We start from the raw sequence: 13688 nt of genomic DNA on the forward strand, positions 1-13688 counted from the left end.
TCTTTACCCACTTCTTTCTTTTCTTTTTCTTTGTAAAAGAATGATTGCAAATACCGGCGCACCAATTAAGGCGGTAATCACGCCAATCGGCAATTCCGTTGGAGAAATAATTGTTCTAGAGATAAGATCAGCTAAAATTAAAAAACCGCTTCCGGTGATAATCGATAACGGAAGTAAATGCCGATGATCTGGACCCCATAATAATCTAGACAGATGGGGAATGACCAGCCCGACAAAACCAATGGTGCCTGACACCGCAACCGCCGCCCCTGTCAGAATCGAACCAGCCGTCAAGATAATCAGCTTTCTTTTTTGAACATTGACTCCTAAATGCTGGGCCCGTTCTTCCCCAAACGACATTGCATTTAATTCTTTCGCATTGAAGATCAGCAGGGCAGACCCAATAATAAAGAAGGGCAAGATGATTTTTATGTATTCCCATCCCCGCATCGACACGCTTCCTAATAGCCAGCCAATAATTTGCCTCAGCTCATCACCAGTCAGTGCAATCATGAGGGAAATAATCGCTCCTAAAAAGGAACTAAAAATAATACCCGTTAATATAATCGTTTCCACTCTCATGGAGCGTTCTATTTTGCTGGCAAAAGTAAGGACCAAAAAGATCGTAAATAAAGAAAATAAAATACTTAGCAATGGCAGTGTGAATGAACCAATAATTGGAATCGACAAATGAAAAAACAATGTCAGGACTGCTCCCACCGACGCACCAGATGAAACACCTAGTGTATACGGATCCGCTAACGGGTTTCTTAGCAGCCCTTGAAAGGCAGCCCCTGCAATCGCAAGGGACGCCCCGACAAGGCCTGATAATATCACCCTGGGTAAGCGGATATTTAGGACAATACTCGAATACATCGGGTCAATGTCTCCAAAAGAAAGAAACCACAATAATTTAGCACCAATAATTTTCATAATCGTTACCATTGGGACCGAAACAGTACCGATGGAAATACCAAATAAAATTGCTAGAAAGAGAAAAATTCCAGCTAGTATATAGGCTAAATACTTATTATTTAAAAATCTCTGGATAGACAGCCTTTGCAAGATCTTCTACTCCTTCAACGATCCTTGGACCTGAACGGGTTACACGATCAGAATCTACATCGATAACCTGCTTATTTTTTACGGCGTTGACCGTTTCCCAACCTTTTCTGCTTACTACTTGTTCCACCGGATTTTTCACATAGTATCCATACGTAGTGATGATTACATCAGGATTTCGTTTAATCATGGCCTCTTGATCAATTTTGATCCAGCCTTCTTGATCCTTTGCGATGTTTTCCGCATTAATAAAACTTAACATTTCATCCATAAAGGTATTCTTTCCAGGTGTATAAATTTCTGGAGCGGGAGAAACCTCCACTAAAACCTTTTTCTTTTCTTTTATTTCCGCAGCCTTTGCTTTAATCTCTGCCAATTTATCCTTCATTCCCGTGATGATCTCAGTTGCTTTCTTTGATACACCTGCAGCTTTTCCAATCATCGCAATGGAATCATACACTTGGTCAAAATTTTGGGCATCATTTACGACCAATACTATAATACCAGCATCTTTTAGCTGCTGAAGCCCCGCTTCGGAATTATGAGCAGATGATGCATGTGCTAATACTAAATTTGGCTTTAAGGATATGATTTTTTCTAAATTTATTTCCTGCCCGCCGATTTTCTCCTTTTTCGTTACATCCTCAGGATAATTATCAAAATCAGAAACACCGATAACTTCCTTTCCAAGACCTAAGGAATAGGCTATTTCTGTATTACTTGGCATTAGTGAAACAATCTTTTCAGGCTTTTTGTCTAAAACAACCTTATTTCCTATTGCATCTTTTACAGTAACCGGATAGGAAACCTCCGTATTTTTGTCGACACCCGCTTTATTTTCCTCATTGACTTGATCTTTCTTTTCAGCACAACCGGCTATTGCCCCCATTGTCAATAATACTACTAACAACAGCGAATACAATTTCTTCATTTTTCTCCCTGCTTTCTATGTAATAAAATCCATGCAACAAAAAATAAATTCTTCAAGTGCCCAACAAACTAGTTTGAATAAAAACAAAAAACATCTCCACAATAACATGGAGATGTTGGTATGATTAGATTCAGGTTACTAAAATAAAGTAAGAGGAGTCTAGCCTTCAACACCTTCCTATCCTCGTAGGTTTATTGGCGCACACGAATTAGGCAGGTTTCCTGGCTCATGATCATCGCTCCCTATGCCTTCCCATCAATTTGACAGTGACATATTATAGGTTGCTCCCATTTACAGTGGCGGGACCGCGTTGGCTTTTAACCAAACTTCCCTTTTAAGCTCAAAATCTTTGATAAAGATTTTAGCACCTAATTTTGAAATATTTTTTGTTATTTCTATTATAAAAAATGTGGATTGATTTGTATATGTTTTTTTACAATAATATTATTTCTTTCCTCTTTCGGATTTGTTCATTCCGTAAAAAAGATGGATTATTGCTCAATATTTTTGCACAAATTCGCCATTTCAATCGCAGAATTTGCTGCATCCCAGCCTTTATTCCCGGCCTTTGTTCCCGCACGCTCAATCGCCTGTTCAATTGAATCCGTTGTTAACACTCCAAAAATAACCGGAATGCCGCTGTTTAATGATGTGGCGGAAACACCTTTTGCCACTTCATTACATACATAGTCAAAATGTGGAGTAGAGCCGCGAATGACTGTTCCAAGTGTGATGACGGCATCATATTTTTTGCTATTCGCCATTTTTTGTGCGATTAATGGTATCTCAAACGCACCAGGAACCCAGGCGATATCCACATCGGTTTCACTGACACCATGTCTTTTCAATGCATCTTGTGCACCGCCCAATAATTTACTTGTAATGAATTCATTAAAACGTCCAACAACAATTCCTACTTTTAACCCTGACCCTACTAAATTTCCTTCAAAAATATGTCCCATGTTAATTTTGCCTCCAATTTAATTTTTTTTAATAATGTAACAAATGCCCTAGCTTGTCATGCTTCGTTCTTAAGTAAGTGGCGTTTTCCTTTCTCATTTCCATTTGCAGCGGAACCCGTTCAACCACTTCAAGATCGTATCCTTTCAAACCTTTAATTTTCCGCGGGTTATTTGTTAATAACCTCATTTTTTTAATACCTAAATCCTTCAAAATTTGCGCTCCAATACCATATTCCCTTAAATCAGCACCAAAGCCGAGCTTTTCATTGGCTTCAACGGTATCATAGCCTTCTTCTTGGAGCTTGTAGGCCCTCAATTTATTGAGCAGTCCAATTCCGCGCCCTTCCTGACGCATATATAACAGGACTCCGTTCCCCGCTTGATTAATCTGATTTAGAGCGGCATGCAGCTGCGGTCCGCAATCACAACGGTGCGAACCGAACACATCGCCCGTCAGACATTCCGAATGAACCCTGACGAGGATAGGTGTTGCGGAATCAATTTCTCCCTTTACTAAAGCAATATGCTCTTTTCCATCCACAAGGTTGGAATAGCCGACAGCCTTAAAGGTGCCAAATTCTGTTGGCAAGTTAATTTCTACTTCCCGGTTAATCAAGTTATCCTTTTTGTTCCGGTATTCAATCAAGTCTTTAATGGTAATCATTTTCACACCTAACTCATCAGCAATTTTCCGCAGCTGAGGGACTCGTGCCATCGTTCCGTCCTCATTCATGATTTCACAAATGACCCCGGCAGGCTTGGAACCGCATAATCTAGCAAGGTCAACTGCCGCCTCCGTATGTCCTGTTCTCTGTAACACGCCGCCTTTTTTAGCAATCAGCGGGAAAATATGTCCAGGTCTTTTAAAATCAGCGGCTTTCGATTCCGAATCAAGCATGCTCAAGACCGTTGCCGACCGTTCAAATGCCGATATGCCCGTTGTCGAAAATTCGTGGTCAATGCTAACTGTAAAGGCAGTTCCGTGAACATCCGTGTTTTTCGATACCATCGGAATTAGATCCAATTTTTGCGCTAAGTCTTCATCAATAGGCACACAGATTAGACCTCTTCCGTGTGTAGCCATTAAATTAATGACCGCTGGCGTTGCTTTTTCGGCCAGGGCAATAAAGTCCCCTTCATTCTCCCGGTCCTCATCATCACAAACAATGACAACTTTACCCTCTTTTAAATCGGTTAAGGCTTCGTCAATCGTATTAAACATTTCACTCACTCCTTTCAATTAATCAAAACCTATGACATGATCCTTTTAATAAAAGCCATTTTCTTCTAAAAAACTAGCAGTTAACCCCGATTTCCTCTTTTGCTGGGTATGATTTGAAAGATTTTTGATAAAATGTCCGACATATTTACCAATCATATCGCATTCCACGTTGACAATATCCCCGGACCCTTTCAGCCCCAATACCGTTTCCGACAATGTGTGGGGAATTAACGATAACGTAAAACTATTTTCCGTTACTGCAAAAACAGTCAGGCTTGTCCCATCTACTGCAACAGATCCCTTCAAAATCACATAGCTTATCAATTCTTCGTCTGCTTCAATTTCATAGTAAACCGCATTTTCGAATGCCTGTTTACTTTTAATGACGCCAGTACCATCAATGTGACCTGAAACGAAATGACCACCAAACCTTCCTCCGGCTGCCATTGCTCTTTCCAGGTTTACCTTCGAACCCCGCTTAACAGTATTTAAACTGGTAGCCTTGACTGTCTCCGGCATGACATCAACGGTAAAATACCTACCTGAAAAATTTGTAACAGTCAGACATACCCCATTGACGGCAATACTGTCGCCAAGATGGACATCCTTTAGTATATTTTTCGCTTCAATCGATAAAACGAACGACTCACCAGTCCGCTGGATCGTAGATATAACCCCAATTTCTTCAATGATTCCCGTAAACATAATCGTTCCTTCTCCTTACTTAGGCTGGGCAATAATTCTTATATCCTTGCCGATTAGATCCACTTTTTTTATGTTCAGAGAAATAGCATCCGCAATTTTTTCAATCCCTTGACCACCGAAGGAAGTTGGGGCATGCTTGCCGCCAATTAATTTCGGTGCCACATAGGTAATGACTTGTTGAAAGGCACGTTCCTTTAAAAAACTGCCATGCACTTCTGCACCACCTTCAACAAATAGTGAAGTGATTCCCCGTTTGCCAAGGATAATCAGCATATCCTTGATAGAAATTCGCTGACTTTCCATTTTAATGACTTCAATTCCCAGTTCGTTAAACTGGATGACTCGCTTCTGGTCAACTTCTGCCCCAGTAACTATCCAAGTTGATGCTTGTTGATCGATAATAACCTTCGCATTTAGAGGTGTTCTTAGCTGTGTATCCATAATAATTCGAATCGGGTTTTTCCCTCCAGCTGGTATTCTGGTTGTTAAGCTGGGATTATCTTTCAGGACTGTATTTACGCCTGCTAAAATCCCGTCATGCTGGTGGCGAATTTGATGGACGTCGTTTCTTGCTTCCTCACCGGTAATCCACATACTTTCACCGGTTACTGTTGCCGTTTTCCCGTCTAAACTGGCTGCTGATTTTAAGGTAACATAGGGCAGGCCTGTTTGAATGTTATAAAAGAAGACTTTATTCAACTCACGGGCTTCGTCTTGCAGCACGCCAACCTCTACCTCAATCCCAGCCTTTCTCAAACGGTCAATGCCCGTCCCAGCTACTTCAGGATTTGGATCAGTCGTGGCAACAAATACCCTCCCCAAACCAGCCTTAATAATTAAATCAGCGCATGGTGGTGTTTTTCCGAAGTGGCTGCAAGGCTCGAGCGTGACATAGAGAGTGGCATCCTTTGCTTTTTCGCCAGCCATCCCGATCGCGTGTACTTCAGCATGCGGCTCACCCGCTTTTAAATGGGCGCCCATGCCAATTATTTGATTGTCCTTCACCACTACGGCACCGACAACTGGATTAGGTGAAGTTTGGCCCAACGTTCCTTCGGCAAGGTTTAAAGCTAAATTCATGTAGTAGTTATCATTCATCGTTTCTTCTCCTTTAAAAAGGAATAAAAAAGACCCTAAAGAGAGTTCTCTTCAGGGTCTTAAAAAGACAATAGAAAATTAAGGCTTAAAAATAGGCACACTTCACCCTACCCATAAACCTGCTTTTTCCTTCTCCCATCCAGACTTTAACTGTCGGCCCTGGAGTTTCACCAGATCCACCGTTTAACAAATGTTAACCGGGTCACGGACTAAGAAGCATTTGCTTCATCACCGCCGGTTAGGAATTTCACCTGACCCCGAAGGAATTATTCGACTATATTGTTATATGTTATTATAGTTCAGCGTTATAGTAAAGGAAAGTACACTAGATTGTCCTGTTGTTTATTTCTTATAGGTCTTCAAAGGTACATATATTTCAAAAAGGAGGTCACCTTTTACATTAAGCTGTTTATGCTCTTCTTTAAAGATTTCTAAACATAATGCCTGGTGATCCTGCTCATAACCATACTCCCTCATCCAAGAATACATTTTTAGGTATGTATTTTTGACCTCCCTTAAACCGCCCCTATGAATGGTGGAAACATAATTTTTTCGAGGGATGGTGAAACCAACCATACCTTCTGGGATTTCTTCAATTTTACCGACCGGTGTTGTAACATAATAGGTGATCTCGGTTTCCCTGCTATGGAATGGTGCAATCAAAACTGGTTCTTTCGTTTGATGGTATATTTCTTCAAGACGTTCTTCCAGTTTAGTAAATAGACTCGGGATCGTCCCCATTTGTGGGTATGTACCATTCCAGGAAATTCCCACTACTTTCATTTCTTCTTTTTCAACCACTTGGATACCCAAGTTAATTCCCCCTTTGATTATTCTTCCTTATAGATGGTAGCGTGAACCGTCATCTACACTTGTATCATCATATTTCTATTATTCTAATAATATCCCCTAAAATCCTGCAAATAAAATTCGACCAAATCTTTGGATTTAGGGTTGCTCATTCATTAATATTGGGCATGTAGAGCCCTCTACGTGACCGTTCCCCCTTATTTTCCTATTTTAAGTTTTTTCAGCACTATTTTTTCCCATTGTTTCCATGGAATTTGGTTCTTAATCCAAAGAGTGAAATTTACACCACTCCCGATAGGAAATCTTAACGTTGGATTTTTGTCCATTGCGATTTTCACAACTTTTTTGGCCACTTCCTGCGGGTCGCCGTAGTGTCCTTCTTCCGCCTGAATATAGTCCTCGATTTTTCTCATATATTTATAGTACGGTGACTTCGATTGCAGTGATAACTCAGTTATTTGTTTGCCGGTAGACCAAATATTTGTTTTGTAGGACCCAGGTTCAATTAAAACAACATCAATCCCAAACGGCTTCATTTCTAAACGGAGACTCTCACTCCAGCCTTCAATTGCATGTTTGGAAGCTACATAGGGGGATAATCCAGGAAACGCCATTTTCCCACTAATACTGCTGACATTGATGATTTTCCCTTGCCCTTGCCTGCGCATAAGAGGAAGGACAGCCTTTGTTACAGCTATTACACCAAATACATTGGTTTCGAATTGTTTTCGATACTCATCCATAGTGATTTCCTCGACAAATCCCGCCCCGGCGTAGCCGGCATTATTAACAAGAACATCGACCCGCCCAGTTTTTTCTAGTAATAATTGTAAGTTGGTTATCGAAGTTTCCGAGGTGACATCTAGTTCATGAACATTAATTCTTGATTCAAGATTAAGTATTTTTGCCTTTTTTAAGAGTTCCAAACTTTTACTTGTGTTCCTCATTGTCGCGATTACCTGAAAACCAGACCTTGCCAGCTCTAATGCCGTTAAAAGCCCAAAACCACTTGAAGCACCCGTTATGATTGCAATTGGTCCATTCATTTTCCCTACATCCCCCGCAAAATATATATATTTCCCTCCATAATAACATGGAAAAAGGCCGTTCAGTTTATTGAACGACCTTCCCGAGTTTACTAGTTTACTTTACTTCTTGAGGAATCGCTAAATTCAAGCCTTTTGCGACCCGCTCTCCATATTCGGGAGCTGCTTTGTAGAAATGCTGAATTTGACGGAGTTTGATGTCGTCCCGCTCAACCGGTTTCATCGCACCGATGACCGTTTCAACTAAGCGTGTCCGCTCGTCTTCTGACATTAAGCGATAAAGGTCACCTGCCTGTGTGTAGTGATCGCTTTCATCATAGGCAACTTGCTCTGCTGCACCACTAACCTGAAACGCTGTTTGTTTATGTTCAGGTGCTTCCTTTGGTCCACCAAAGCTGTTTGGCTCGTAATAAACCGAACCGCCGCCATTATTATCCGAACGCATCGCCCCGTCCCGTTGATAGTTGTTTACTTCTACCTTCGGACGGTTAATTGGCAGCAAGTTATGATTGGGACCTACACGGTAGCGGTGGGCATCTGAATAGGCAAAAATCCGGCCTTGAAGCATTTTATCCGGTGAGACCTCGATACCAGGCACCATTGTTCCAGGTGAGAACGTTGCCTGCTCCACCTCGGCAAAATAGTTTTCCGGATTGCGATTAAGAACCATACGACCAACTTCAATCAGCGGATAATCCTTATGGGACCATACCTTTGTGACATCAAATGGATCAAAACGATACGTTTCCGCATCTTCAAATGGCATAATTTGAACATGAAGCCTCCACGCTGGGAAATCACCCTTTTCAATGGCGGCAAATAAATCTTGTGTATGGTAATCAGGATTATCACCAGCTAATTTACTGGCCACATCAGGCGACATATTTTTAACACCTTGCTCGGTTTTAAAGTGATACTTCACCCAAACCCCTTCCCCATCTTCATTCACCCATTTAAAGGTATGACTGCCATAGCCGTTCATATGGCGAAGTGTGGCCGGAAGCCCGCGGTCACCCATTAAATACGTTACCTGATGCAAGGATTCCGGTGACAGTGACCAGAAATCCCAGACAGCCGTTGGATTTTTCAAATGAGTTTGTGGGTCTCTCTTTTGGGTATGAATAAAATCCGGGAATTTAATCGCGTCGCGAATAAAGAAGATGGGCGTATTATTGCCAACCAAATCATAATTTCCCTCTTCGGTATAAAACTTTACAGCAAAACCGCGCGGATCACGTACTGTATCAGCTGAGCCAAGTTCACCGGCTACAGTTGAGAATCGAATAAACATCGGGGTACGCTTGCCAACATTATTAAACAATTTTGCCCTTGTGTATTTTGACATATCATTCGTCACTTCAAAATAACCATGTGCTCCTGCACCCTTGGCGTGCACAACGCGCTCAGGTACCCGTTCCCGGTTAAAATGGGCCAATTTTTCAAGTAAGTGTACATCCTGAATCAATGTTGGTCCCCGCGACCCGGCAGTCATCGAATTTTGATTATCACCAACTGGAGCTCCGTTACCTGTTGTTAAATATTTGTTTACATTGCTCATTTAATCACCTCGTAAACTATTTTTTGTATTACCCAAATTATAATATAAATTTTATTAAAATCAATACTAAAATATAATAATTATAAATAAATATTGATTATTAATAAAATAGCATGTACCCACTCTTACATAGATATTAAAAAAAATGGACGATATGCCAGAATAGAGAAAATACACGCGAAAAATTTTATTTATCAAGAAAATAGCTTATAATGAACTTAATACTTTTTTAGGAGGATTTTTTATGAGTGAATCAAATCAACCAAATACAAATGAAGAACCAAAGAAGAAAATTAGTCTGCAGGAAGCAATGAAACAGCAGCTAGAGAACAAAAAAAATAAGACTGCAGCAGGGAATTCCATTTCAAATGGCTCTCAGTCAGCAAAAAAAATGCAAAGCCAGCAGACCAAAAAGGTGAGTAATTCACGGAGAAAAATGGGTGTCTAACGGCCAGAACAGAGTAGATATTGTACTGGGGGCTAAAGTCAACATTGTCCTTAAAGCGGACCAAAGAAGTGGAAAGCTGACGGCGGGGGTCGTCAAGGATATATTAACCAAGTCGAGTTTCCACCCCCACGGGATTAAGGTGAGACTTACGGATGGCCAGGTTGGCCGTGTACAGGAAATTCAACCTCATTAAATTTAGTAATCCACTGTTTGCCATAAAAGACAGTGGATTTTTTTTGCAAAAAAAAACAGACCCACAAATTTGGGTCTGTTTTATTGGTGGGTCATTATGCTTTACGGACGTTAACCGCTTGTGGTCCACGTTGACCACTTTCGATATCAAACGTAACCTCTTGACCTTCATCTAATGTTTTGTATCCTTCACCTTGAATCGCTGAGAAGTGAACAAAAACATCTTCTCCACCTTCACGCTCAATGAATCCAAAACCTTTTTCACCGTTAAACCATTTTACCTTACCATGTTCCATTCTTTGTAGCCTCCTAGCATGTAACAATTACATGAAATTGCAAATTATACTTGCACAATTATTTTTACCCATAAGCTGCTGCCATATACCAAACAAATTCCTTAATTTAAAATTATTTAAAATTATTTTTTTCAAGTGTTTTTAAAATTTGTATGTTGATTTGCGCTCCAGACGCTTCGCTTTCCGCGGGCGTGCCGGGGAGCCTCCTCGTCGCTTCGCTCCTGCGGGGTCTCCCCTGCCCCGTACTCCCGCAGGAGTCTTCGCACCTTCCGCTCCAATCAACATAATGGCAAAATCTTTTATAAAAGTTCTGACCTTATAGCACCCATTCCCGAATTGCTTTTGCCACGCCATCCTCTTCGTTTGTTGCGGTGACCCAGTCTGCTGTCTCCTTAACAATATCTTGGGCATTCCCCATCGCTACACCGAGTCCTGCTTCTTTAATCATCGCCAAATCATTCCGGCTGTCGCCAACGGCCATAACATTTTTCATTTCAATTCCAAGACGGGCGCAGACAACCCCAAGCCCTTTCGCTTTGTTTATTCCCGCCGGATTTACTTCAATATTCTTCAAGGTTGAATTGCTCAATTCGAATTCACCTTTTGTTTCAAGTTCCTTTAAAATGATTTCTCTCGCTCCATCATCATCGATATCAAATCCGAATTTCAACCATTCAAATTGATGAATGTCTTCTGGCATTTCCCCGTGAAAATTTCGTTCCGTACTAATCGCCCAAAATTTTGTTTTATGCTGCTGCGTTAGTCCCCACATCCACTCAACAAGCTCCGATTTCACCAGATTCCTCTCGACTAACTCCCGTTTCTCATCCCATATTTCACTTCCATTGACCGTTACCAAATACGAATTAAGCTCGAGTGCGTCGGCATGTTCTTGGCTTGTTATTAAAGAGCGTCCAGTACTCAGCACGACAAAGATTCCCTTCTCCTTTGCTTCGATGATTGCTTGGCGGTTTGCCTCAGAAATCTGTCCTTTTCTATTTAAAAGTGTGCCATCCATATCAAGGGCAACTAGTTTGATCTCAACATCTTTTTTTAATTTATCCATATGTAATAACTTACTCCCTTCTAATCTTTGTTAAACTGTGTTGATTTGCGCTCCAGGTGCTTCGCTAAAATCAACATAATTTCTAAATTAACACTGACTTTTAACACAGTCTTTTTATTAGATTAACACCAGCGGGTGGTATTTATTAAAAGTGTTCTTTTGGTTTACATAATACCGTTATACAAAACCCATTTATTTTTTCATCATTTATCCAGTATGTAGAAAAGACTGCGCTAATTAATCACAGCCCGAAAATTATACTAAGTACTCAGACATGATTTTTTCATTCTCGAACGGCGTAATCCCCTCTTTGACAGAAAAGATTGTTTCAGCTTGATCTTTAACATCAATCAGTTCCCCGCGGGCACGGGCGTGAAGCTCGAACAGCTCGTAAAGATTAGGCTTTACCAATGAAACCATTGCCTTCCCCGTTGCAGCAATTCCGCTTAAATTTCCTTCAATGTTATTATAGTATTCCGGATGGCTTATAAGCGCCAGGTCTGTCCAAATTACGTGTATAGCATATTACTTAAATTTCTCCTGTTTTTTGCCTTCAAAATTATCGCTGAAACTGGACGCGATGCAGGTTGGCAAAAATGCCATCTTGCTCAATTAATTCATCATGGCGGCCTTCTTCGGCGATACCGTCCTCGGTCACGACGATAATCCGGTCGGCATTACGTATTGTTGCCAGTCTGTGTGCAATAATAAGTGTCGTTCGGTTTTGGGCCAGCTCCGTCAATGCTTCCTGAATGACCATTTCCGTTTCCGTATCAAGAGCGGAGGTGGCTTCATCCAGAATCAAAATCGGCGGATTTTTCAAGAACATCCGGGCAATCGCAATCCGCTGCTTTTGTCCTCCTGAGAGCTTCAAGCCTCGCTCACCAATTTGCGTTTCGTATCCATCCGGCAAGGAAGCAATAAATTTTTCGAGGTGGGCACGCTTTGCTGCCGCTGTAATTTCCTCATCGGTTGCATCTTGCTTACCATAAGCAATATTTTCACGAAGTGTCCCGGTAAACAGAAACACGTCCTGTTGAACAATGCCAATCTGTGAACGCAAGGACTTTTTCGTCATTTCACGGATATCAAGACCATCGATGTAGATGCCGCCATCGTTCACATCATAGAACCTAGGAATCAAGGAACAAATCGTTGTCTTCCCTGCACCAGATGGACCAACAAACGCTACCGTTTCACCGGCACGAATATTCAAATTAATATTTTCTAACACAGATTTATGATGATCGTAGCGGAAAGACACTTCATTAAAGACAATATTTCCATTTAATAAAGCAACATCGACCGCATCAACCGTATCCTTTACTTCAGGTTCTGAATCAATCAATTCGATAAACCGTTTAAAACCAGCCATCCCTTTTGGATACAACTCCATAATAGCACTGATTTTATCGACAGGTTTAAAGAGGACATTGACATAAAGGACGAAACCAACAAGTTCCCCATATGTCAGAGAACCTGAGAAACTCAACCAGGCACCATAAACAAGAACAATAATCGTAATTAGTCTTGTCATCATATAGATTCCCGAAATGCTGTACGACATGATCCGATAGCCGCCTAGTTTTGCTCCACGGTATCTCTGGTTGTTCTTTTTAAATCTAGCAATCTCAAAGTCTTCATTTGTAAATGATTGAACGACACGGCTACCCGACACACTATCCTCAACCCGAGCATTTACATCGGCGATGCTTGAGTACATTTGCCCCCATGCTTTGTTCATTTTTAAATTACAAATGACGACCAATAAAATTAATAGCGGAAGCACTACAACGGCAACGAGGGCCAGCTTCACGTTTATCGTCAGCATAATCCAGAATGCCCCGACAAAGGTCATCAACGCGATGAACACGTCCTCCGGTCCATGGTGGGCAAGCTCGCCAAGATCAAACAAGTCATTGGTAATTCGGCTCATAATGTGGCCCGTTTTCGTATTGTCGAAAAATCGGAACGATTGCTTTTGGACATGTTCAAACAGCTCTTGCCTCATATCCGTTTCAATATTAATTCCAAGCTTATGGCCCCAATAGTTCACAATAAATTGTAAGAAAGTACTTAATAGATATACAAGGAAAAGTCCGATACTGACTGAAACGATTGCCTGCCAATTGCCGCCTGGCAGCAATTTGTCGATAAACCATTGTACCGCCAGCGGAAAGGCTAATTCCAATAAAGCAACGACAACTGCGCTGCTAAAATCTAAAATGAATAGCCGTTTGTGCGGTCGATAATAAGAAAAGAAACGCCAAATCATAAATTATCTCCTTTTTC

15 protein-coding genes and 2 riboswitches are annotated in these 13688 nt (G+C 41.1%); of the genes, 2 read left to right on the plus strand and 13 right to left on the minus strand.

Going from position 1 to position 13688, the window contains the following annotated elements; all coding sequences use genetic code 11:
* Positions 1-3: 3 nt before the first annotated feature.
* From BSO02S_RS07385 to katA, 9 genes are all read right to left on the minus strand, one after another.
* Positions 4-1065 (minus strand): FecCD family ABC transporter permease, encoded by a 1062-nt coding sequence (locus BSO02S_RS07385; protein WP_066064681.1) that lies wholly within the window; start codon positions 1063-1065, stop codon positions 4-6.
* Positions 1031-1993: an ABC transporter substrate-binding protein gene (locus BSO02S_RS07390; RefSeq protein WP_066064684.1), complete on the minus strand. Its 963-nt coding sequence runs from the start codon at positions 1991-1993 to the stop codon at positions 1031-1033. Before BSO02S_RS07390 ends, BSO02S_RS07385 begins: the two co-directional genes overlap by 35 nt.
* 194 nt (positions 1994-2187) lie before the next feature.
* Positions 2188-2380: riboswitch (cobalamin riboswitch) on the minus strand.
* 104 nt (positions 2381-2484) lie between these two features.
* Entirely contained in the window at positions 2485-2955 is a 471-nt protein-coding gene (gene ribH / locus BSO02S_RS07395; protein WP_066064687.1) for a 6,7-dimethyl-8-ribityllumazine synthase, read from the minus strand.
* Between the two features lie 28 nt (positions 2956-2983).
* Positions 2984-4177, minus strand: coding sequence for a bifunctional 3,4-dihydroxy-2-butanone-4-phosphate synthase/GTP cyclohydrolase II (locus BSO02S_RS07400; protein WP_066064690.1), 1194 nt, complete (start codon positions 4175-4177; stop codon positions 2984-2986).
* A gap of 45 nt (positions 4178-4222) precedes the next feature.
* Entirely contained in the window at positions 4223-4882 is a 660-nt protein-coding gene (gene ribE, locus BSO02S_RS07405) for a riboflavin synthase (RefSeq protein WP_066064693.1), read from the minus strand.
* A gap of 15 nt (positions 4883-4897) precedes the next feature.
* Positions 4898-5980, minus strand: a complete 1083-nt coding sequence (gene ribD / locus BSO02S_RS07410; RefSeq protein ID WP_066064696.1) for a bifunctional diaminohydroxyphosphoribosylaminopyrimidine deaminase/5-amino-6-(5-phosphoribosylamino)uracil reductase RibD — start codon at positions 5978-5980, stop codon at positions 4898-4900.
* Positions 5981-6103: 123 nt separating this feature from the next.
* Positions 6104-6249: riboswitch (FMN riboswitch) on the minus strand.
* Positions 6250-6322: 73 nt separating this feature from the next.
* The gene (locus BSO02S_RS07415; RefSeq protein WP_066064699.1) at positions 6323-6793 is read right to left on the minus strand and encodes a GyrI-like domain-containing protein; all 471 of its coding nucleotides are present in this window, start codon (positions 6791-6793) and stop codon (positions 6323-6325) included.
* A gap of 194 nt (positions 6794-6987) precedes the next feature.
* Positions 6988-7836 (minus strand): oxidoreductase, encoded by an 849-nt coding sequence (locus BSO02S_RS07420; protein ID WP_066064702.1) that lies wholly within the window; start codon positions 7834-7836, stop codon positions 6988-6990.
* Between the two features lie 97 nt (positions 7837-7933).
* On the minus strand, positions 7934-9394 hold the full coding sequence (katA, locus tag BSO02S_RS07425; protein WP_066064705.1) for a catalase KatA: 1461 nt from the start codon (positions 9392-9394) through the stop codon (positions 7934-7936).
* A 244-nt stretch (positions 9395-9638) separates the two neighbouring features.
* On the opposite strand from katA, the gene BSO02S_RS07430 reads away from it, so the two are divergent.
* Both BSO02S_RS07430 and BSO02S_RS07435 read left to right on the plus strand, forming a co-directional pair.
* On the plus strand, positions 9639-9842 hold the full coding sequence (locus BSO02S_RS07430; RefSeq protein WP_066064708.1) for a hypothetical protein: 204 nt from the start codon (positions 9639-9641) through the stop codon (positions 9840-9842).
* Positions 9835-10035 (plus strand): YwbE family protein, encoded by a 201-nt coding sequence (locus tag BSO02S_RS07435; RefSeq protein WP_066064711.1) that lies wholly within the window; start codon positions 9835-9837, stop codon positions 10033-10035. Before BSO02S_RS07430 ends, BSO02S_RS07435 begins: the two co-directional genes overlap by 8 nt.
* 94 nt (positions 10036-10129) lie before the next feature.
* On the opposite strand, the gene BSO02S_RS07440 is transcribed toward BSO02S_RS07435, so the two are convergent.
* The 4 genes from BSO02S_RS07440 to BSO02S_RS07455 form a co-directional block, all read right to left on the minus strand.
* The gene (locus BSO02S_RS07440; protein ID WP_066064715.1) at positions 10130-10330 is read right to left on the minus strand and encodes a cold-shock protein; all 201 of its coding nucleotides are present in this window, start codon (positions 10328-10330) and stop codon (positions 10130-10132) included.
* A gap of 316 nt (positions 10331-10646) precedes the next feature.
* On the minus strand, positions 10647-11396 hold the full coding sequence (locus BSO02S_RS07450; protein ID WP_066064721.1) for a Cof-type HAD-IIB family hydrolase: 750 nt from the start codon (positions 11394-11396) through the stop codon (positions 10647-10649).
* Positions 11397-11651: 255 nt separating this feature from the next.
* The gene (locus BSO02S_RS26925; RefSeq protein ID WP_169802729.1) at positions 11652-11816 is read right to left on the minus strand and encodes a hypothetical protein; all 165 of its coding nucleotides are present in this window, start codon (positions 11814-11816) and stop codon (positions 11652-11654) included.
* Positions 11817-11955: 139 nt separating this feature from the next.
* Positions 11956-13671, minus strand: a complete 1716-nt coding sequence (locus BSO02S_RS07455; protein ID WP_066064725.1) for an ABC transporter ATP-binding protein — start codon at positions 13669-13671, stop codon at positions 11956-11958.
* Positions 13672-13688: the final 17 nt, after the last annotated feature.

The organism is Neobacillus soli NBRC 102451 (assembly GCF_001591665.1).
Classification (GTDB): Bacteria; Bacillota; Bacilli; order Bacillales; family Cytobacillaceae; genus Neobacillus; species Neobacillus soli.

Bases quoted from the DNA above. Each gene is read 5' to 3' on its own strand.
- ribH (WP_066064687.1), bottom strand. From the start codon at position 2,955: ATGGGACATATTTTTGAAGGAAATTTAGTAGGGTCAGGGTTAAAAGTA.
- BSO02S_RS07450 (WP_066064721.1), bottom strand. From the start codon at position 11,396: ATGGATAAATTAAAAAAAGATGTTGAGATCAAACTAGTTGCCCTTGAT.
- BSO02S_RS07455 (WP_066064725.1), bottom strand. From the start codon at position 13,671: ATGATTTGGCGTTTCTTTTCTTATTATCGACCGCACAAACGGCTATTC.
- BSO02S_RS07420 (WP_066064702.1), bottom strand. From the start codon at position 7,836: ATGAATGGACCAATTGCAATCATAACGGGTGCTTCAAGTGGTTTTGGG.
- BSO02S_RS07400 (WP_066064690.1), bottom strand. From the start codon at position 4,177: ATGTTTAATACGATTGACGAAGCCTTAACCGATTTAAAAGAGGGTAAA.
- BSO02S_RS26925 (WP_169802729.1), bottom strand. From the start codon at position 11,816: ATGGTTTCATTGGTAAAGCCTAATCTTTACGAGCTGTTCGAGCTTCAC.
- ribE (WP_066064693.1), bottom strand. From the start codon at position 4,882: ATGTTTACGGGAATCATTGAAGAAATTGGGGTTATATCTACGATCCAG.
- BSO02S_RS07390 (WP_066064684.1), bottom strand. From the start codon at position 1,993: ATGAAGAAATTGTATTCGCTGTTGTTAGTAGTATTATTGACAATGGGG.
- katA (WP_066064705.1), bottom strand. From the start codon at position 9,394: ATGAGCAATGTAAACAAATATTTAACAACAGGTAACGGAGCTCCAGTT.
- ribD (WP_066064696.1), bottom strand. From the start codon at position 5,980: ATGAATGATAACTACTACATGAATTTAGCTTTAAACCTTGCCGAAGGA.
- BSO02S_RS07440 (WP_066064715.1), bottom strand. From the start codon at position 10,330: ATGGAACATGGTAAGGTAAAATGGTTTAACGGTGAAAAAGGTTTTGGA.
- BSO02S_RS07430 (WP_066064708.1), top strand. From the start codon at position 9,639: ATGAGTGAATCAAATCAACCAAATACAAATGAAGAACCAAAGAAGAAA.